This window comes from Streptomyces sp. RLA012 (assembly GCF_056270325.1).
Genome location: NZ_JBWDPA010000002.1, coordinates 10,793,197 through 10,811,625 on the forward strand (window position 1 = coordinate 10,793,197; position 18,429 = coordinate 10,811,625).

The following is an 18,429-nucleotide window of genomic DNA, read 5'->3' on the forward strand; positions in this document are numbered from 1 at the left end:
CCTCTTTCGTCGCTGTACTGAGATCGTTGTACCGGGATGCGAAGTACTGACCTGCGAACGGCGGGCGAACCGTGCCTGGACCAACAGGAGTTGAAGATGTCGGGAAGCCCCGGGACGGGCCTCTGACGGATCACGGCAGGCGAGTACCGTGAAGTTCGTTAGGAAATTAACTAACGAAGTAGGGTGCGTCAAGAGGTAGGACGCGGTCCGTCGAACTGTGGGGGAACTGTTGGCACACGACCTGGAGGACGGGCCGCGGCTGAGCGAGAGCGCGGGCGCCGTGTTCGCCGTGCTGGCCGCGGCGGGCAGCGCCACGCGACCGCGGCTCGCCGCGCTCGCGGGCCTGTCCAAACCGACGGTGTCCGCCGCCGTCGCCGAACTGGAGACGGCCTCGCTCGCCACGCGCTCCGGCACCGCCCACGGCGCGACCGGCCGCTCGGCCGCCGTCTACCGCCTCGGTCCGGCCGCCGGCTCCGTGCTCGCCGTCGACCTCGGTTCCACCCACACCGAGATCCGCGGCTGCGCCCTGGACGGCACCCTCCTCGCCGCCCGCGCCACCGATGCCCGCACCAGACCCGCCGACGCCCTGCGCGACGTACTCGACGAACTGCCCGCAGGCTCGCTGCGGGCCGCCGTGGTCGCCGTCCCCGATGTGGCCACCGATCACGACGGCGCCGGGCCCCGTCCCGGAACTCCCGCCGTGGCGGCGGCGGTTGAAGCGCTTTCTCTCCCGCCCGGTATCCCCGTCCACATCGAGAACAACGTCAACTGCGCCGCCCTCGCCGAACTCCACGAGGGTGCCGCCCGGGGCCGTCACACCTTCGGCTACCTCCAGGTCGGCTACGGCATAGGCCTCGGCATCGTGGTCGGCGGCCAGGTGCTGCGCGGCAGCAACGGTGCCGCGGGAGAGATAGCGCGGCTGCCCTACCCGTGGACGGAGGGCGAGGAGTCCGTGCGCGAGGGCATGGAGCGGTACGCCGGCGCGGGCGCCCTCCTGCGCCGCGTCGCCGGGGCCTGGCTCGCCCGCGAGGACGGCCCCGAGCCGTGCGACGCGGCCCAGCTCTTCGCCCTGGCAGCCGTGGGCCATGCCAAGGCCCGCCGCTTCGTCGAGGGGCACGCCCGCGAGGTGGGCCGGCTCGCCGCCGCGGCCACCGCGGTCCTCGACCCCGGCCTGATTGTCCTCGGCGGCGGCATCGGCGCCAACCCGCAGCTGCTGCCCGGGGTCAGGGCCGAGCTCGCCCGGCTCAGCTGGCCCACCGAGGTGATCAGCAGTGAGGTCGGCGACAGCGGCACCGTCACGGGAGCGGCCCGGCTGGCGGTGGCGCGCGGAATTCAAACCGTGACCGGCGGTGTCCGGACCGAGCGTTGACGGACTCCATCCGCTTGTGCCAATGTCCGGACAAGCGCTTTCTGAGTTGGCGGGAACCCGACTCCGGATGAGGCGTCCCGCCGTACGCGATCCGTACGGCAGCCGACGAGGGCGTGCTCGTGCGGTACCGGCCGGAGCGACGGCCGGGGACTCCCACCCGACAGGGCGATGCGGCCGGGCGAGGCCGTACGCCGGGAGCGACTCCAGGGAACAGACCCGCGCCGCCTCGACCGGCCGGGGGATCCGTCACGCAAATCCAGGGGAGGACCCGGTGGGTCACCAGATCTCGCGCAGAACCCTGTTCCGCACCGCGAGCGGGTATCGCCGCGGCGGCCGCGATAGGCGGCTCGCTGAGCGCCTGCGGCGGAGGCACCGGCGCAGGCACCACCAGCGGCAAGCTCACCATGACGTGGTGGGGCAGCGACGACCGTCACAATGCCTACAAGAAGGCCCTCGCGACCTTCCAGAAGAGCAACCCGAAGATCAAGATCGAAGAGCGCTACTCCGGCTACGACGGCTACTTCGACAAGTTCAACACCCAGGTCGCCGGCGGCAGCGCCCCCGACCTGCTGCAGATGGACACCGCGCTGGTCGCGCAGTACGCCCGCAAGGGTGTCATCGCCCCGATCGACGAGTACGTCGGCAAGTCCCTGGACCTGACCGGCTTCTCCAAGACGCTGCTCGCGGCCGGCACGGTCGACGGCAAGCTGTACGGAGTGCCGTCCGGCATCGGCGTGAACATCCTCACGGTCAACGTCACCGGCCTGAAGAAGCTGGGTCTGGAGCTGCCGGACCGCGAGTGGACCTGGGCCGACCTGAAGAAGATCGCGGTCGAGGTCAACAAGAAGAGCGGCGGCGCGCAGTTCGGCGTCGACGACGGCGGTGGCGGCACGCTCCAGGCCTTCGAGATCTTCGCCCGTGAAAAGGGCCAGACCTTCTTCTCCACGGACGGCAAGAAGCTCGGCTTCACCACGGACACCCTCCAGGAGTGGTGGGAGTTCTGGGCGGAGATGCGCAAGGACAAGGCCTCCCCGGCCGCCGCGATCACCTCGGCCGCGCACAACGACCTCACCAAGAACGGCGTGGTCATCGGCAAGACGCTGTTCACCTTCGACTCCGGCGTCTACGGCGCGGGCGGCGCGATCACCGACGCGGTCCTGGACTTCCTGCCCACCCCGAACGGCGACTGGTCCGGCGCCCGCGAGGGCAACTTCGTCAACGGCGGCGTCCTGCTCAGCGCCACCAAGGCGAGCAAGCACATCGCCGACTCGGTGAAGATCATGAGCTTCTTCGCCCAGGACACGACGGCGATCAAGGACATGCAGCTGCTGCGCGGCATCCCGCCGACCGAGAAGGCCCGCTCCCTCATCTCCGCCGGCCTGTCGGACACCGACAAGAAGTCCATGGACATCGCCGACTACATCTCCAAGCGGGTCGCCAAGGCGACCAACGCACTGCCGGCCCCCGAGCCGCCGCCGAACGGCGCCGACCAGATCTGGGACCTGCTGTTCCAGTCCAACCTCGCCATCGCCTTCGGCAAGAAGACGATCAAGGCACAGCTCGGCGCGTTCTTCGACCAGGCGCAGTCGATCCTCTCGCAGTAGGACACCGGCGGGCCGCGGGCCGTAGGCCGCAGTGCACAGCAGGACCGGGAAAGGGCCAGGGAGATGAGCATGACCACCACTGAGACCGACGAGGTCGTCAAGGAGCCGACGGCTCCCGCGACCCCGGCCGACCAGCGCGAGCGTGAACGTATGCGTCGACGCGCCGCCAGACGGCGCGGTGGAGGCTGGTGGCCGTACCTCTTCCTGGCCCCCTGGTTCGTCGGCCTGTTCGGGCTGACGATCTACCCGATGCTCGACTCGCTCTATCTGTCCTTCACCGACTTCGACCTGCTGACGCCCGCCAAGTGGGTCGGCGCGGACAACTACACCCGGATGTTCACCGACGACCCGAACTTCTGGGACTCGGTGCACGCCACCCTCGTCTACGTGGCGGTCTCGGTGCCGCTGAAGCTGGCCCTCGCGCTGTCCGTCGCGATGCTCCTCAACCGCCCGCTGCGCGGCATCGGCTTCTACCGCGCCGCCTTCTACCTGCCCTCGCTGCTCGGCGGGGCGGTGGCCATCGCCATCATGTGGCGGCAGATCTTCGGCGGCGACGGCCTCTTCAACGACTTCCTCGGCTGGTTCGGGATCAAGGGCCAGGACTGGATCTCCAGCCCCGACACTTCCATCTACACGCTGGTCCTGCTGGCCGTGTGGCAGTTCGGCACCCCGATGGTCATCTTCCTCGCCGGACTGAAACAACTGCCCAAGGACGTGTACGAGGCGGCGGCGATCGACGGCGCGGGAACCGTGACCCGGCTCTTCAAGATCACCCTGCCGCTGCTCACCCCGATCGTCTTCTTCAACGTGGTCCTGCAGATCATCGACGCGTTCAAGAGCTTCACCCCCGCCTACGTGGTCAGCAACGGCACCGGCGGACCGCTCAACTCGACCATGCTGTACTCGCTCTACCTCTACAAGAAGGGCTTCACCGATCTCCAGATGGGTTACGCCTCGGCGCTGGCCTGGGTGCTGTTCCTGGTCATCGCCGGCTTCACGGCCGTCAACTTCATCGCCAGCCGTTACTGGGTTCATTACGACGACTGACGTCGTCAGAGTCCAATACGACGCCTGAGCGTCGGTGAGGAGTTAAGTACCCATGTCTGCCATCACCCCGGCCGTGTCACCGCTCAAGCGGCTGCGCGCCCTCACCGGCCCCCGCCGGATCCTGACCCACACCCTGCTCATCGGCGTGGCCCTGGTCATGCTGTATCCGCTGCTGTGGATGCTGAGCAGCTCGGTGAAGCCCGACACCGAGATCTTCACCCACCCCGGGCTGATCCCGAACAAGCTGCACACCCAGAACTACTCGGAGGGCTGGAGCGGCTCCGGCAACTCCTTCTCGCTCTACATCACCAACTCGCTGATCGTCACGATCGGCGCGGTGATCGGGAACGTCGTCTCCTGCTCGCTCGCGGCCTACGCCTTCGCCCGCTTCGAGTTCCGCGGCAAGAAGATCTGGTTCGGCCTGATGATCGGCACGCTGATGCTGCCGATGCAGGCCACGCTGATCCCGCAGTACACGCTGTTCTACAACCTGACCTGGATCAACACGTTCCTGCCGCTGATCGTCCCGAAGTTCCTCGCGGTGGACGCCTTCTTCATCTTCCTGATGGTCCAGTTCATCCGCTCCATCCCGCGCGAACTCGACCAGGCCGCCATGATGGACGGCGCCAACCCCTTCCAGATCTACTGGAAGATCATCCTGCCGCTGATGCGTCCGGCGCTGGTCACCACCACCATCTTCACCTTCATCTGGACCTACGACGACTTCTTCAGCCAGCTCGTCTACCTCCAGCAGAACGACCGCTTCACCGTGCCCCTCGGTCTGACCCTGTTCCTGGACAAGACCAGCGGCTCCTCGTACGGCGCGATGTTCGCCATGTCGACACTCGCCCTCCTGCCCACGCTCATCTGCTTCCTCATCTTCCAGAAGAGGCTGGTGGAGGGACTGGCGACCTCCGGCATGAAGGGCTGACCTCCGGTGCACCTCCCTCATCAGCGCGGCCCGTTGCACGATCTTCCGGACGATCCGGCCGCGTACGACACCGTCCTCGCGGCCGTCGCCGAGGAGGCCCTCGCCCGCCTCACCCCGGAGGGCAACCTCGAACACCCGCGCGCCGTGGACGACGTCGGTGACACCTCCCTCGGCATCACCTCACTGCTGGCACTCGCCTGGCAGCGCACGAGGGACCCACGCCTGCCGGAGGCCGTGTGCCGCAGTCTGCGCTTCCATCTGCGCGAGCGGGTCTTCACGGAGGACAACCCCGGCTACCCGAACCTGAGGACACGCGGCTCCGGTCTGCCGTACGCCCGTTACGTGCTGGAGCCGGGCGCGCACCCCATCGGCGACTGGCCGAGCACGGTGTGGGCGCTGCTCCAGGTGGTCAACCTCCTCGACACGGCCGACCCGATCGTCCCCGACGAAGACCGTGACGAGCTGGTCGAGTTGGCGCGGGGCTACTGGCTCTGGCTGACCGAGGCGACCTTCTTCAATCCGCAGGAGGCCGGCAACCAGGCCATCGGCTGTGTCGTCGGCGGACTGATGCTCGCACGTCATCTCCCCACGGAAGAACGGGAGTCGGTCCGTGCGCGGGCGATGAGCCTGTACGCCGACGAGATCCGCGCCCGCCGCGTCCGCGACCGGGGCGCCCTGCTGCCGCCGGAGCACGGCGGCGCGTACGACAACAACTACGGGCCGATCTCCCTCTCCTTCCTCGCCCAGGCCCACAAGGTCGGCGGGGAGCCGGTCTTCGCCGAGGACGGCGACGCGCTCGCCCGCTATCTCGACGCACGCCTGACCGTGGGCGGCTTCGACTGCGGCGGCCCGCGCTACAGCGAACAGCACTCCGGCTTCGAGGCCGTGCTCGGCCTGCGCCACTTCGGCCGTCGGATCGGCGCCGACCTCGGCCGCTACCGGGGCGACACCCGCTGGGGCCGGCACGCGGTCGGACCGGACGGCGGTGTCGACGGCCACTTCGCCTTCATGCTGGTGTGGCAGATCCAGGACACCACACGCTGGCACCGCACCCCCTCGAAGGACCCCGCACGGCACCAACTGCGCGCGGGCACGGTCTCGGTGGCCTTCGACAACCGGATGACCCCCTCGCTGGTCGAGGCGGCGGGCACGTACTACCTGCCCGCCGCGGTCGACCGCCAGCACGGCTTCGGCCCGGTCGTCGACGGCTTCCTGCTGAGCCGCCCCCTGGGCGAGGTACGGGTGCGCGACCTCGACAGCGACGGACTGACCGCCAAGCTGGTCACCAAGCCGGTCGTCGGCCGCGACCACGTCCTGCGCCACGTCCGCTCGCTGTACGTCACGGACGGCACGAGCCTGTGGACGACGGTCGCCGTCGAACGGCTCGACGGGACGCCGTACCTGCTCGCCGGACTTCCCTACGCCGCCGACGACGGCGACCGGGTGCGCAGGACCGCGGAGGCCGCCGTGACGTCGGCCGGCCCGCTTCGGCTGACGCACCCGCGGGCGCAGGGCGCGGACCACTTCGACACCCGCGCGGAGACGACCCAGGAGCGGGCCGCGTTCGCCCTGGCCGCCGATCCACGCGGCTACGGCAACCCCGACGAGGGCTGGCGCCACCTCGTCGCCTCCAGCGCCGTCGAGGCCGACCCGGCGCCCGGCGCCCCCGAGGGCCTGAGCGTCTTCGCGGTCCGCTACGGCCCGGCCGGCCCCTTCACCCCCACCTTCGAGCTCGGAGCGGCGGGCCTGACGATCCATACCGAGGCGTTCACCGCGCGGGTCGGGGATCCCGCGGGCGATGCGCGAGGGGAGACCGAGCTGGAGCTCCGGAGGCGGTGATCGCCGCACCCACGACCAGGTCGGCACGGTCGCGGGTGGCGGCGACGAGCTCCGCGTTGCGCTGGTCGCTGCCGAGCACCCAGGCCACCGCCGTGTCGTGGTCCTTGCCGAACTCCTCGTGGCGGGCCACCAGACGGCGTACCCGCACGGCCTCGTCGAGCTCGCAGAACCACACCTCGTCCAACTGGGGCCGTACACGCGCCCACGCCCCGCTTTTCAACAGGAGGTAGTTGCCCTCGGTGACGACCAGGCGGGCGGTGCGGGGGACCGGGACGGCGCCCGCGATCGGCTGCTCCAGAGTCCGCTCGAAGCCCGGCGCGTAGACGATGTCGTCCTCCCCCTGCCCCTCTTCCTTGTCGCGCAGCCTGCGCAGCAGGGCCGCGTAACCCGCCGCGTCGAAGGTGTCGGGAGCGCCCTTGCGGTCACGGCGGCCCAGGCGGTCGAGCTCGACGTCCGCCAGATGGAAGCCGTCCATGGGCACGTGCGCGACCCATGCGGGCCCCTCGCCGTTCAGCCGCAGGACCAGGCGCTCGGCCAGCGTCGTCTTGCCCGCGCCGGGGCTTCCGGCGATGCCGAGGATCGCGCGCCGCCCGGGACGCACGAGGGCCGCGGCCCGCTCCACGAGGTCGTCGAAGGTCATGAGCGGGGCCTGCGGACGACCGCCGTCCCGCCGTCCAGGTCGATCGTCGTACGGTGCGGGGGCGCCCCGTCCTCCTCGTCGTCCCGCAGCACCAGGGCCGACTGGCGCTCCTTGAGCTCGTTCTGCTTGCCCGGCGAGAGACTCGCGTGCAGCTGTTCGAACCCGGTCGCGGATATCTGCCCCTGCCGCACCCCGTTCCGCCACGGCAGCAGGCCGGCCCGTCCGGCGCGCAGCAACAACTGGTCGGCGAAGGCCGCTACGGTCAGCAGGACGACCAGTCCCGGCAGGGTCAGGAAGACAGCGAATCCCATGCCACCAGTATCAGGGCGAGAGAGTGGAATTCGGCCGGTCTCCGTCGACTTCGGGTCCGGGACCGGTCATTCCGCCTATGCTCGTCAGACTGTTGAATATTGGTCAATAGCGGGCGCCGCCGTCGGCGTCCACGGGGAGAACGTCATGTCGCAGCACAGCCCTACGCTTGCTCCACACAGCTACCGGGCGTATTTCGACCACCTGCTCGCCTGCCAGAAGTGCAGTGCGCCCCCGAGGCGGTGCGACGACGGCAGCGCCCTCTACCGGACCTATCGGGCCGACCTGAAGAAGTGACCTGAAGAAGTGACCTGAAGAAGTGACGGGCCGGGACCGGTGCGAGGTCGATGATTGCGGCCGGGCCCCAGGGTCCGGCCGCACCTCGGTGCGTCAGGTGGGTCAGTCGCGGGCGATGTCCGGCGCGATGTCCTCGTACCGCTCCACGGGGGCCGTGGAGGCGGTCGCGCTGCGCAGGCTCGCCTTCGTCGTCGGCTTGCCGCAGAACGCGGATTCCAGGGTGTTGGCCATGGTGTTGAGCACGGTGGCGTTGTTCGAGGTGTTGGCGAGCGCGGTCACGCTGCGCTTGCCGTCCTTCGAGGTGAACGCGTACGTGTAGTAGCCCTGCACGGTGCCGGTGTGCCCGTACACGGAGACACCGCAGGACAGATCACGGCGGCGCAGACCGAGGCCGTAGCCCTGGGTGCTGTTGACCGTCGTCCACTGCTGCATCTGCGTGAGCTGTGCGGCGGACATGAGCTGCCCGCTCATCACCGCGGAGAAGAACGTGTCCAGGTCCCGCGTGCTGGAGATGATGGCGCCCGCGCTCTGCGCCCAGGACACCGTCTGCTCGGTGGAGTCGACCAGGGCGCCACCGGCGTCCGGCGGGAGATAGCCGTTGGCGTGCGTGCCCGGGATGGCCGTGTCGGGGTGCACGTAGAAGGTGTCGGTCAGGTTCAGCGGCGTGAAGATGCGGTTCTGGTACTCCGTGGCCACGGAGTGTCCCGTGAGCTTCTCGATGAGCATGCCGGCGACCACGAAGTTGGTGTTGGAGTACGAATAGGCCGCGCCCGGAGCGTTGGTGAGCGCGTGCTTCAGGGACAGGGTCACCAGGTCCTGGTAGCTGAAGACCTTGTTGCGGACGGCCTCGAAGCCCGGGACCGTCTGCGCGAACATGTCGTTGGTGTAGTCGTACAGCCCGCTGCGGTGGCTCATCACATGGCGCACGGTGATCCGGTCGTCCGGCAGCAGCCCGGGCAGATAGCTGTTCACCGAGGCGTCCAGGTTCAGCTTGCCCTCGTCGACCAGCTGCAGCAGCACCACCGCGGAGAAGCTCTTGGTGACGCTGCCGACCCGGAACCGGTCGTTCGTGGTGATGGCGCGCCCGGTGGTCCGGTCGGCGACCCCTTCGGACAGCTCGTGGACCGTGCCGTTGTCGTCGACCCGCACCATCGCGCCGGGGGCGCCCTGGGTCACCGCGGAGTGCAGCACGGACTGCAGCCCCGCGTCGTCGGGCGCCGCCAAGCCCGCCGCGGCCGAGACGGTCGCGACGCTCTCGGCGCTCACGGCGTCGGAGGTCGCGGCCTGCGCGGGGACTGCCAGGAGGGACAACAGCACCGCGCCCAGCGCCGTACCCGTGCCCACCGATCCTGAGACCATCTGATTCTTCTCCCGAGTTTCTGCTGCCGGGCGCGTCCGCTGGTGCGGAGGCCCGGCACGAACCGTGCCGCGGATGCGGCATCGACACACTCTCTACGCGCTGGAACGCGCGCAGGTTGCAATGTCGGGGCAGGAAATTGGAAGGTCCGTCAGAAAGTGTCGGTCGAGGAGGGTTTGTCAGCCGCCGAAGAGCTGCGTCCAGTACGTGCCCGCCTTGCCGCCGCCCGCGAGGCCGATGCCTATGTGGGTGAAGTCGGGCTTGAGGATGTTGGCGCGGTGACCGGGGCTGTTCATCCAGCCGCGCACCACCTCGGCGGGGGAGCGCTGGCCGCAGGCGATGTTCTCGCCGATGGTGCGGCGCCGGGAGCCCGCCGCGGCCGCCCGGTCCCAGGGCTGACCGCCGTCCGGGTCGGTGTGGGAGTAGAAGGTGCGGGCCACCATGTCGTCGCTGTGGGCCTGGGCCGCGGTGGTGAGCAGGGTGTCGACGGCCAGGGGCGGCAGACCGGCGGTGGCCCGCTCGGCATTGGTCAGCGAGACGACCTCACCGGCCGTCTGCCGCAGGCCCGCTGTGCTGAAGGGCCGCGCCCACAGGGCCGTCCAGTACATCTCGCCGGAGCGCGGGGCGGCGACGTACGCCATGCCCGCCTGGGTGTATGCGGGGTCGTACAGCGTGCTGCGGGACTGCTCGGTGGTCAGGCAGTACTCCACGAACTCGCCCGGTGTGCGGGGCCCGGAGACGAGGTGCTCGCCGACGGTGAGATACGCGTATCCGGTGGAGGTGATGCGCTGGTGGACGGAGACTCCGTTCGCACTCTCGGAGCCGAGGAGCCCGCGGGCCGCCATGTCGGTGGCGTGGGCCCGCGCCGCGGCCGTGAGCCGTGCGTCGAGCGAGACGGGCGGCGAACCGGCCGCGGAGCGGACGGAGTTGACCAGGTCGAGGAAGCCGTCCGGGTCGGGAGCCGTGACCGGCGCCGCCCCGTTCGCCGAGACGTCCTCAGCGACGTCGACCCCGAAGTCCCGCGCTATGCCGGCCAGCCCGTCCGTGTATCCCTGGCCCAGGGCGCGCAGCTTCCACGCGGTGCCGCGCCGGTAGATCTCGGCGAGCAGCAGCACGGTCTCCCGCTGCGGACGCGGGGGTGTGAACCGGGCGAGGGGGTGTCCGCCGGGACCGGTGACGTGCAGGGTGGGAGCGGGCAGCCGGTCCAGTGGCGTACCGGGATCGGTGGGACTGACCACCACGGTGACGCGGCTGGCTCCGGACCGCAGACGCGGCGGGTCGATCGTGAGGTGCTCCCCGGCGAGACGGGCCCCCGGCACGGTCGGCTGGTTGTAGAAGACGAAGTCGGCGTCGCCGCGCACCTTGCCGCTGTCGTCGGTGATGAGCGCGGACACGTCGAAGGGGCCCGGCACCCGGATCGTCAGGGTGCCGCCCGGCAGGGGTACGTTGCCCCCGGGAACCAGCTCGCTCATGGTGCCGCCCGTCGAAGTGATGATCCCTGCGGACCTCCGACACGGGCGTCCACGACGACGGCCCGCTCACTTCGTCAACGTCCCGTTCGCTCACGAGGGTTCCCGGCGTCACCGGCGTCGATCATCTCGGGGCGGCGCAACGACCGCAGGGCGAACAGGAGTACGCCGATGTCGTCCAGATAGATCGGGTCGGGCAGCAGGTCGGTCGGCAGCAGGAGATAGGCGACGGCCCCCCAGAACACCCAGCGGGATCCGGTCGGGAGCCCGGCATGCCGCAGATCGCGTCGCGTACGCACGAGGCGCACCAGGAGCGCGATCGCCACCCCGAGCGCGAGAGCACCCAGGATCGCGACGATGACGACCACCGTCCATGCCGTGGAATCCATGAGCCCGCCCAGGTCTCTCGTCGGCCAGTTCCTCCCCTTCGTGTGCCCGCCCACGGGCTTCGTACCGCCCCGGGTTCCGCCAAGTGCGGGGCACTGCTCCACGGCGTCATGACGAGACCCCGGCAGGGCCCGTGCGGGCCGGTGCCGGGGTCCTCGCACGGGATCAGCGGGAGAAGTGCACCGAGCGGAGTTCGAGGCGCTCGGAGGCCGGGCGGCCGTGCGGGCGCAGGGGCCAGGAGTCGCCCGTGCAGTCGGGTTCGGTGAACACCAGCGCCCATTCGTCGGTGTCGTTGTGCGGGGCGAAGGCGGGCTCGGAGGCACCCGGGTCCGCGACCTCGGCGAGCGTGACGCACTCGCCGCTCGGCGGGTCGTGCAGCGTGGCCGACTGCGGCCGGCCGTCCAGTCCGACGTACTGGTACGAGAACGCGCCGGTCGCGGCATGGGCCGAGGCGGGCAGGGTGACAGCGAGCGGGAGCGCGCCGAGGGCGGCGGCGACGGAATGGCGAAGGCGCATGGGCGAGATCCGTTTCCCCGAAGTGGCGTTCGGACCTGTCAACCGTCTCCCGCGCGCGGCGCACGGCGGTACCGCGATCACTCGGATGCAGCAAGCGGAATCGTTCCCTCCCCCACCCGCTCGGATGAGGAGAGGAAGCCCGAACCCGTCCGCCCCGGGTCATGTCCCGGACGCGGGGAAGCTGCCCGGGGCGTGTGTCGAAAATGGATCTAGGCGCAGGACGGGCACAGTCCGCGGTAGGTGACCTCGACGTCGGACACCGTGAAGCCGAATCGTTCCTCCGCCGGGAGGTCGGCCAGCGGATTGCCGGTCGGGTGGACATCGCGGATGGTGCCGCAGTGGGAACACACCAGGTGCTGGTGCGGGTGGTGCGCGTTCGGGTCGTAGCGCTTGGCACGGCCGTCGGTGGAGACCTCTATGACCTCCCCCAGGGAGACCAGCTCGCCCAGCGCGTTGTAGACGGTCGCCCGGGAGATCTCGGGCAGCCGCTGTGCCGCGCGGGCGTGCACCTCGTCGGCCGTGAGATGCATGTGTTCGCCGTCGAGGACCTCCGCAACGACACGTCGCTGGGAGGTCATCCGCCAGCCACGCCCTCGCAGTCGCTCCAGCAGGTCACTCATATCGGTTCACCTATTCAGGTTCGGTGGGATACCCCAAGTTTACCGGTGGACATCCGGGTCCCGATTGGATATGGGTTTGGCGCGCTTATTGACTTGGACTCTGTCCATCGTAGGATCAGTTCCGGCAATAGCCAAGGGACAGGAAGACTCCAGTACGGCAGGGAGACAGAGACGTGACGGGACCGCCTCGGCGTCGAGGTGATCGCCTTCGGGTGCGCCATCACGCGGGCCGTATCTCCCGTCAGCCCGCGTACGAGGCCCTCCACGCGCTCACCGCGGCAGGACTCGCGCACCGCGTCGAACCGGACGACCGCCCGACCCGGTTCGAGGGACCCGTCTGCCACCACCGTCTTGTCGGGTGCCGGTCGTACGACTTCTCGACCGACGAGGCCGAGGTCACCTGCCGTCGGCCTGTGCCCCGGCTGTTCCACCGCCTGCAGTTCCTGAGCACCTTGATCCGCCCAGTCCGGAAGGATTCCCATGTCTGAGAACCACGATGCGATCGTCACAGACGCGAAAACGGAGGGCGGAGGTGGCTGCCCGGTCGCGCACGGGCGCGCCCCGCACCCGACCCAGGGCGGCGGAAACCGCCAGTGGTGGCCGGACCGGCTCAACCTGAAGATCCTCGCCAAGAACCCCGCCGTCGCCAACCCGCTCGGCGAGGAGTTCGACTACGCCGAGGCGTTCAAGACCCTCGACCTCGCGGCCGTGAAGCAGGACATCGCGGAGGTGCTGACGACCTCGCAGGACTGGTGGCCGGCCGACTTCGGCAACTACGGCCCGTTCATGATCCGGATGGCGTGGCACAGCGCGGGCACCTACCGCATCAGCGACGGCCGCGGCGGCGCCGGGGCCGGCCAGCAGCGCTTCGCCCCCCTGAACAGCTGGCCGGACAACGGCAACCTCGACAAGGCCCGCCGTCTGCTGTGGCCGGTCAAGAAGAAGTACGGCCAGAGCCTCTCCTGGGCCGACCTCATGATCCTCACCGGCAACGTCGCCCTGGAGCAGATGGGCTTCGAGACCTTCGGCTTCGCCGGCGGTCGCGCGGACGTCTGGGAGCCCGACGAGGACGTCTACTGGGGTCCCGAGACCACCTGGCTCGGCGACGAGCGCTACACCGGCGACCGTGAGCTGGAGAACCCCCTCGGCGCGGTCCAGATGGGCCTCATCTACGTCAACCCGGAGGGCCCCAACGGCAACCCGGACCCGCTGGCCGCGGCCCGCGACATCCGTGAGACCTTCCGCCGGATGGCGATGAACGACGAGGAGACCGTCGCCCTCATCGCGGGCGGTCACACCTTCGGCAAGACCCACGGCGCGGGCCCGGCGGACAACGTCGGCGCCGACCCCGAGGCCGCCCCGCTGGAGGAGCAGGGCCTGGGCTGGAAGAACTCCTTCGGCACCGGCAAGGGCGCCGACGCGATCACCAGCGGCCTCGAGGTCACCTGGACCAGCACGCCGACCCAGTGGAGCAACGGCTTCTTCCAGAACCTGTTCGGCTACGAGTGGGAGCTGACGACCAGCCCCGCCGGCGCCCACCAGTGGGTGGCGAAGGACGGCGCAGGCGCGGGCACCATCCCGCACGCCCACGACGCGTCGAAGAGCCTGGCCCCGACCATGCTGACGACCGACCTCTCGCTCCGGTTCGACCCGGCCTACGAGCAGATCTCGCGCCGCTTCTTCGAGAACCCGGCCGAGTTCGCGGACGCCTTCGCCCGCGCCTGGTACAAGCTGACCCACCGCGACATGGGCCCGATCGTGCGCTACCTCGGTTCCGAGGTCCCGTCCGAGGTGCTGCTGTGGCAGGACCCGCTCCCCGCGGTGACGCACGAGCTGGTCGACGCCGGTGACGTCGCCTCCCTCAAGAGCCAGGTCCTCGCCTCGGACCTGTCGGTGTCCCAGCTCGTGTCCGCCGCGTGGGCGTCGGCCTCGTCCTTCCGCGGCAGCGACAAGCGCGGCGGCGCCAACGGCGCCCGCGTGCGCCTCCAGCCGCAGAGCGGATGGGAGGTCAACGACCCCGACCAGCTGGCGACGGTGCTGCGCACCCTGGAAGGCATCCAGGAGTCCTTCAACTCCGCGCAGGCCGGCGGCAAGCGGATCTCGCTCGCCGACCTGATCGTGCTCGCCGGCGTTGCCGCCGTCGAGCAGGCCGCCAAGGACGGCGGCGTCGACGTCGAGGTCCCCTTCACGCCGGGCCGCGTGGACGCGTCGCAGGAGCAGACCGACGTGGAGTCCTTCGCCGCGCTGGAGCCGACCGCCGACGGTTTCCGCAACTACCTCGGCAAGGGCAACCGGCTGCCGGCCGAGTACCTGCTGATCGACCGGGCGAACCTGCTCAACCTGAGCGCCCCCGAGCTGACGGTCCTCGTCGGTGGCCTCCGCGTCCTGGGCGCGAACCACCAGGACACCTCGCACGGCGTCCTCACAACGAGCCCGGGGTCCCTGACCAACGACTTCTTCGTCAACCTGCTCGACCTGGGTACGACGTGGAAGGCGACGTCCGAGGACCAGAACACGTTCGAGGGCCGCGACGCGGCCACCGGCGAGGTCAAGTGGACCGGCACCCGTGCCGACCTCGTCTTTGGCTCGAACTCCGAGCTGCGTGCGCTCGCGGAGGTCTACGCGAGCGATGACGCGAAGGCGAAGTTCGTGACGGACTTCGTCGCCGCGTGGGACAAGGTCATGAACCTGGACCGGTTCGACCTCATCTGATCACGACGTCCAGGCCGGCCCGCACGGGGCCGGCCTGGACGGGCCCGGCCTCAGGCCGGGTGCGGCGCGGCATGCCGCCAGGGGGCACACGTTGCCCGAGGCGGTTCTACCGGAACCTCACGCTGTGCGGAATGGGTTCGCCGAAGGCCCGCCTCTCGCCGGGGGCCAAACCGGGCTGCGCCTCCTCGCACCCCCGGTCCGTGAAGAGGTCGGCCGTGGCGTTCGTGCCGTTGACCGCGCTCGTCGCCCCTTGGAGCAGCAGGCGGCACTCCCCGTTCGGAGGATTTTGGATGTCGAGTTCGCCGGACTCCGGCGAGATGTAGGTGAACGTGCCCGTGGCGGCATGCGCCGAAGTGGGCATCGCGATGACGAGGATGAGGACACCGAGGGCGGCGGCGACGGTGTGACGAAGGCGCATGGACGCTGTTCCTTTGGCATCGGGTGCGGGCTGCGCCACGACGCTGCCCCCACGCCGCGCACCGCATTCGCCGAGCCGCCCGACCGACGGGCGAAAAACGTTCCTCCCTCACCCGTTCGGAGGTGCCATCGGTTCTGGACGGGCGGTCAGATCCTGGCTAGGAGCCCTCGGTCTCGTCACGGTGGCAGATGACGAAGTCGTCGAAGACATGCCGTCCCGGGCGGTCGCCGACCGCGTCGATGGCCGTGCGGATGTCGCGCAGCTGGGCCGTCGTCATCTCCAGCGGCGGCTCGTCGGGCTGGTAGGTGGTGCGCACGGGATAGTCCTGGCCCGGCTGTCGGGTCATCTCGATGTGGCAGCCCAGCACATGGGTGACCGGTCGGGTGGCACAGAAGTCGAGCAGGCGGTCGACGGTACGGGTGAAGGCGGCCCAGTCCTCGATGTACAGACGGCCGGGGTAGACCGTGTCGCCGGTGAGGAGGAAGCCGGTCCAGGGGTCGAAGTACGTCACCGCCGCCTCGTGGTGGCCAGGAGTGGCCAGGCATTCCAGGACCCGGCCGCCGAGGTCGACGCGCGCGACGCCGTCGGGAGCCTCGTCGAAGCCGAAGAACCTCCAGGCGCTGTCGCGGGCCGCGTTCACGACCCGGGTGCCGGGGCGGTCGGTGAACTGCCCGTCCCCCGCGATGTGGTCGCCATGGGGGTGGGTGTGCAGCACCAACAGTTCGTACCCCTCCCGGGGACGGGCGGCGAGCCGGCTCGCGATCAGCTCGTCCACCACGCGCCGCAGCGGGAAGTACGCGGCCGAGGCGGTGGCACCGGTGTCGATCAGTACGGCGCGGGCCTCGCCGAACAGCAGGTAGAGGAAGGGCGCCTCGTAGTCGATCGCCTTGTTCTGCCGCAGGATCGCGGTGTGCGCGTCGTACGAGTGGATCTGGATGTCGGGATCCGTGTTGTGCTTGGCCGACGGTGATCCGTGGATCCACCGCACGGCCAGCGGCGGTGCGCTCGCGGGTCCCGCCGCGCCGTCGGCGTCCACGGCCCTCGCGCTGTGCGTGTCCACGGTGTCTCCCGGTGATGGTCCCGCCGGGACCACCAGTTGGACCCGGGACCTCAGTTTCTCGCGGCGTTGCTGTCGACGAGCGCCTGGGTGACCGCGCGGATGCTCCGGGCGATGTGATGGAGCTGCAGCACCTCGGCGGCGTACATCTTGATGGTGTGCTCGATGACCGACTCGTGCAGGCCGAGGGCGGGCAGCTCGGCCCGGGCGGTCTGCAGGGCGGTCCGCGCGACCCGTATCTCGTGCTGCACCTGGATCTGGGCGTGGCGGGCGAGCAGCACCGGGTGCTTGAGCAGCGTCGGGTAGCTCGCGTAGCGGGCCGGCACCAGTTCGCGCAGCCACTTGGCCGCCGATCGTTCCCAGTCGAAGCTGCCGGGGGTCTTGACCTGGCACGGCCAGTCCGAGGTGATCGGTGAGTACGTCGTCAGGGCCATGTTCATCGCTTCCGGGTTACGTCGGCGGCCAGGGTGGTCAGCGGGTCTGGGGGCGGCCCCGGTCTAGGGGATTGACCGGGGCCGCCACCACGGGCTCCGCTCGCGCGGGACCCGTCCGAACACCCGGGGCCCGATGTGGGTAGGAGCGGACGGCCCAGGGTGGTCGCAGGACGTGGCCCGGAGGCTCCCGGTCACGATCCGCGAGAAGTATTTATATATACCGCCGGTTACGCAAGAACATGAAAAAATTCATGCGCGATATGGGGTGAATGATCCCGTGATGCCGCGGTGACAGGCGGTACGGGGGAGGGGGTCAGAGAGTGGTGGGAAGCAGGTCCCGAGCCCGCTGCGGGCTCAGTCCTTGAGGAAGAACTGGTGCTGTTCGGCGATCTGCTCGTACTCCTCCAGGCGGGCCTGTGTCCGCTCCGGATCGGCGTCGGACATGGCCTGGAGCAGCGCCGCCGACATCATGACCGGCGCGGCGTAGGAGTCGAAGACCAGGCGCGCCCCGGTGCCGACGGTGAAGGTGGCGTCCGCCTCGTCGGCCAGCGGTCCGAGGGTCAGATCGGTGATCAGCGCCACCTTCAGACCCGCGCTGCGCGCGACCCGCACCGCGGTCAGTGTCTCCTGGGCGTGCCGCGGCATCCCGAAGGCCAGCAGCCAGGTGCCGCCCGCCTCGCGCGACTGGAGCAGGGCGTCGTAGGCGACGCTGCCGCCGCGTGTCACCAGCCGCACGTCGGGGTGGATGCGGCGGGCGGCGTACGCGAAGTACTCGGCCAGCGACACGGAGATGCGCAGCCCGAGGACGGTCAGCGGAGTGGACTGCGACAGCGTGCGGCCGATGGTGATCACCCGCTCCGGATCGGCGAAGTCGCGGCGTAGGTTCTCCAGGTTCTCGATCTCGGCGTCCACCGCCGCCTGCAGCTCGTTGCCGCTCTCCTCCGGGGGTGCGCCCGGGGTGCCGGCGAGCGTACTCAGGGCGATGGCCTGGAGCTTCTCCCGTAGCGCGGGGTAGCCGCTGAAGCCGACCGCCGCGGCGAAGCGGGTCACTGACGGCTGGCTCACTCCGACGCGCTCGGCGAGATCGGTGATCGACAGGAACGCCGCCTCGGTGATGTGCTCGATCAGGTACTGGGCGATACGGCGCTGCCCCGGAGAGAGCCGGGGACCGTCGAACAACTCCCTGAGCCGGGACGTGGGCGCAGCGCCCGCCTCCGGAGCCGCCTTCCCCGAGGTGATCGCGGACGCCTGTGCGCGTGCCTGCTGCGGCGATGGCACCGATGCGCCTCCTTCATGTCCCACAAGGATTCAACATAGCTCACGGACCGTGCTGACCCAGGGGTGGACGACCACACACGGTAGCTCGGCGGATGTGCACCGTGAAGTCGGGATCCGGTGGGCGAGATCGCCCGGTGCGGCCGGG

The 18,429-nt window shown here is 69.9% G+C and carries 19 protein-coding genes; 8 read left to right on the plus strand and 11 right to left on the minus strand.

Annotated elements, in window-relative coordinates; all coding sequences use genetic code 11:
* Nucleotides 1–229: 229 nt before the first annotated feature.
* From RV986_RS49225 to RV986_RS49245, 5 genes are all read left to right on the plus strand, one after another.
* Nucleotides 230–1,369 carry an ROK family transcriptional regulator gene (locus tag RV986_RS49225; RefSeq protein WP_475923614.1) on the plus strand — a complete coding sequence of 380 codons (1,140 nt, stop codon included), beginning with the start codon at nucleotides 230–232 and terminating at the stop codon, nucleotides 1,367–1,369.
* A gap of 404 nt (nucleotides 1,370–1,773) precedes the next feature.
* Nucleotides 1,774–2,973: an ABC transporter substrate-binding protein gene (locus RV986_RS49230; RefSeq protein WP_475923615.1), complete on the plus strand. Its 1,200-nt coding sequence runs from the start codon at nucleotides 1,774–1,776 to the stop codon at nucleotides 2,971–2,973.
* A 69-nt stretch (nucleotides 2,974–3,042) separates the two neighbouring features.
* Entirely contained in the window at nucleotides 3,043–4,020 is a 978-nt protein-coding gene (locus tag RV986_RS49235) for a carbohydrate ABC transporter permease (protein ID WP_475923616.1), read from the plus strand.
* 52 nt (nucleotides 4,021–4,072) lie between these two features.
* Nucleotides 4,073–4,951, plus strand: a complete 879-nt coding sequence (locus RV986_RS49240) for a carbohydrate ABC transporter permease (protein ID WP_475923617.1) — start codon at nucleotides 4,073–4,075, stop codon at nucleotides 4,949–4,951.
* Nucleotides 4,952–4,957: 6 nt separating this feature from the next.
* On the plus strand, nucleotides 4,958–6,790 hold the full coding sequence (locus RV986_RS49245) for a hypothetical protein (protein WP_475923618.1): 1,833 nt from the start codon (nucleotides 4,958–4,960) through the stop codon (nucleotides 6,788–6,790).
* On the opposite strand, the gene RV986_RS49250 is transcribed toward RV986_RS49245, so the two are convergent.
* Together RV986_RS49250 and RV986_RS49255 are read right to left on the minus strand one after the other, a co-directional pair.
* A complete protein-coding gene (locus RV986_RS49250; protein ID WP_475923619.1) occupies nucleotides 6,720–7,430 on the minus strand; it encodes a nucleoside/nucleotide kinase family protein in 711 nt (236 codons plus the stop codon). The genes RV986_RS49245 and RV986_RS49250 overlap by 71 nt on opposite strands.
* Nucleotides 7,427–7,741: a DUF6191 domain-containing protein gene (locus RV986_RS49255; protein ID WP_475923620.1), complete on the minus strand. Its 315-nt coding sequence runs from the start codon at nucleotides 7,739–7,741 to the stop codon at nucleotides 7,427–7,429. Before RV986_RS49255 ends, RV986_RS49250 begins: the two co-directional genes overlap by 4 nt.
* A gap of 145 nt (nucleotides 7,742–7,886) precedes the next feature.
* Between RV986_RS49255 and RV986_RS49260 the strand changes: the two genes are divergently transcribed.
* Complete coding sequence (locus RV986_RS49260; RefSeq protein WP_475923621.1) at nucleotides 7,887–8,036, plus strand: hypothetical protein; 150 nt, start codon at nucleotides 7,887–7,889, stop codon at nucleotides 8,034–8,036.
* Between the two features lie 102 nt (nucleotides 8,037–8,138).
* Here RV986_RS49260 and RV986_RS49265 read toward each other — a convergent pair whose 3' ends face one another.
* The 5 genes from RV986_RS49265 to RV986_RS49285 all read right to left on the minus strand — a co-directional run bounded on the left by RV986_RS49265 (nucleotide 8,139) and on the right by RV986_RS49285 (nucleotide 12,385).
* Nucleotides 8,139–9,395, minus strand: coding sequence for a serine hydrolase domain-containing protein (locus RV986_RS49265; RefSeq protein ID WP_475923622.1), 1,257 nt, complete (start codon nucleotides 9,393–9,395; stop codon nucleotides 8,139–8,141).
* 177 nt (nucleotides 9,396–9,572) lie between these two features.
* The gene (locus RV986_RS49270) at nucleotides 9,573–10,865 is read right to left on the minus strand and encodes a CAP domain-containing protein (protein ID WP_475923623.1); all 1,293 of its coding nucleotides are present in this window, start codon (nucleotides 10,863–10,865) and stop codon (nucleotides 9,573–9,575) included.
* A 74-nt stretch (nucleotides 10,866–10,939) separates the two neighbouring features.
* The gene (locus RV986_RS49275; protein WP_475923624.1) at nucleotides 10,940–11,251 is read right to left on the minus strand and encodes a DUF1232 domain-containing protein; all 312 of its coding nucleotides are present in this window, start codon (nucleotides 11,249–11,251) and stop codon (nucleotides 10,940–10,942) included.
* 163 nt (nucleotides 11,252–11,414) lie between these two features.
* Nucleotides 11,415–11,765, minus strand: coding sequence for a hypothetical protein (locus RV986_RS49280; RefSeq protein ID WP_475923625.1), 351 nt, complete (start codon nucleotides 11,763–11,765; stop codon nucleotides 11,415–11,417).
* Between the two features lie 209 nt (nucleotides 11,766–11,974).
* Nucleotides 11,975–12,385, minus strand: a complete 411-nt coding sequence (locus RV986_RS49285; protein WP_475923626.1) for a Fur family transcriptional regulator — start codon at nucleotides 12,383–12,385, stop codon at nucleotides 11,975–11,977.
* A gap of 212 nt (nucleotides 12,386–12,597) precedes the next feature.
* Here RV986_RS49285 and RV986_RS49290 point away from each other — a divergent pair, with 212 nt between their 5' ends.
* Entirely contained in the window at nucleotides 12,598–12,873 is a 276-nt protein-coding gene (locus RV986_RS49290) for a hypothetical protein (protein WP_475923627.1), read from the plus strand.
* Nucleotides 12,866–15,097: a catalase/peroxidase HPI gene (gene katG / locus RV986_RS49295; RefSeq protein ID WP_475923628.1), complete on the plus strand. Its 2,232-nt coding sequence runs from the start codon at nucleotides 12,866–12,868 to the stop codon at nucleotides 15,095–15,097. Before RV986_RS49290 ends, katG begins: the two co-directional genes overlap by 8 nt.
* 106 nt (nucleotides 15,098–15,203) lie before the next feature.
* Here the strand turns inward: katG and RV986_RS49300 are convergent, their stop codons facing one another.
* The 4 genes from RV986_RS49300 to RV986_RS49315 form a co-directional block, all read right to left on the minus strand.
* Nucleotides 15,204–15,515, minus strand: coding sequence for a hypothetical protein (locus RV986_RS49300; protein WP_475923629.1), 312 nt, complete (start codon nucleotides 15,513–15,515; stop codon nucleotides 15,204–15,206).
* A 157-nt stretch (nucleotides 15,516–15,672) separates the two neighbouring features.
* Nucleotides 15,673–16,575 (minus strand): MBL fold metallo-hydrolase, encoded by a 903-nt coding sequence (locus RV986_RS49305; protein ID WP_475923630.1) that lies wholly within the window; start codon nucleotides 16,573–16,575, stop codon nucleotides 15,673–15,675.
* A gap of 50 nt (nucleotides 16,576–16,625) precedes the next feature.
* Nucleotides 16,626–17,006 (minus strand): hypothetical protein, encoded by a 381-nt coding sequence (locus tag RV986_RS49310; RefSeq protein WP_475924692.1) that lies wholly within the window; start codon nucleotides 17,004–17,006, stop codon nucleotides 16,626–16,628.
* Nucleotides 17,007–17,360: 354 nt separating this feature from the next.
* Complete coding sequence (locus RV986_RS49315) at nucleotides 17,361–18,284, minus strand: MurR/RpiR family transcriptional regulator (RefSeq protein ID WP_475923631.1); 924 nt, start codon at nucleotides 18,282–18,284, stop codon at nucleotides 17,361–17,363.
* Between the last annotated feature and the right edge of the window lie 145 nt (nucleotides 18,285–18,429).

Bases quoted from the DNA above. Each gene is read 5' to 3' on its own strand.
- RV986_RS49230 (WP_475923615.1), top strand. From the start codon at position 1,774: ATGACGTGGTGGGGCAGCGACGACCGTCACAATGCCTACAAGAAGGCC.
- RV986_RS49235 (WP_475923616.1), top strand. From the start codon at position 3,043: ATGACCACCACTGAGACCGACGAGGTCGTCAAGGAGCCGACGGCTCCC.
- RV986_RS49240 (WP_475923617.1), top strand. From the start codon at position 4,073: ATGTCTGCCATCACCCCGGCCGTGTCACCGCTCAAGCGGCTGCGCGCC.
- RV986_RS49250 (WP_475923619.1), bottom strand. From the start codon at position 7,430: ATGACCTTCGACGACCTCGTGGAGCGGGCCGCGGCCCTCGTGCGTCCC.
- RV986_RS49255 (WP_475923620.1), bottom strand. From the start codon at position 7,741: ATGGGATTCGCTGTCTTCCTGACCCTGCCGGGACTGGTCGTCCTGCTG.
- RV986_RS49260 (WP_475923621.1), top strand. From the start codon at position 7,887: ATGTCGCAGCACAGCCCTACGCTTGCTCCACACAGCTACCGGGCGTAT.
- RV986_RS49265 (WP_475923622.1), bottom strand. From the start codon at position 9,395: ATGGTCTCAGGATCGGTGGGCACGGGTACGGCGCTGGGCGCGGTGCTG.
- RV986_RS49270 (WP_475923623.1), bottom strand. From the start codon at position 10,865: ATGAGCGAGCTGGTTCCCGGGGGCAACGTACCCCTGCCGGGCGGCACC.
- RV986_RS49275 (WP_475923624.1), bottom strand. From the start codon at position 11,251: ATGGATTCCACGGCATGGACGGTGGTCGTCATCGTCGCGATCCTGGGT.
- RV986_RS49280 (WP_475923625.1), bottom strand. From the start codon at position 11,765: ATGCGCCTTCGCCATTCCGTCGCCGCCGCCCTCGGCGCGCTCCCGCTC.
- RV986_RS49285 (WP_475923626.1), bottom strand. From the start codon at position 12,385: ATGAGTGACCTGCTGGAGCGACTGCGAGGGCGTGGCTGGCGGATGACC.
- katG (WP_475923628.1), top strand. From the start codon at position 12,866: ATGTCTGAGAACCACGATGCGATCGTCACAGACGCGAAAACGGAGGGC.
- RV986_RS49300 (WP_475923629.1), bottom strand. From the start codon at position 15,515: ATGCGCCTTCGTCACACCGTCGCCGCCGCCCTCGGTGTCCTCATCCTC.
- RV986_RS49310 (WP_475924692.1), bottom strand. From the start codon at position 17,006: ATGGCCCTGACGACGTACTCACCGATCACCTCGGACTGGCCGTGCCAG.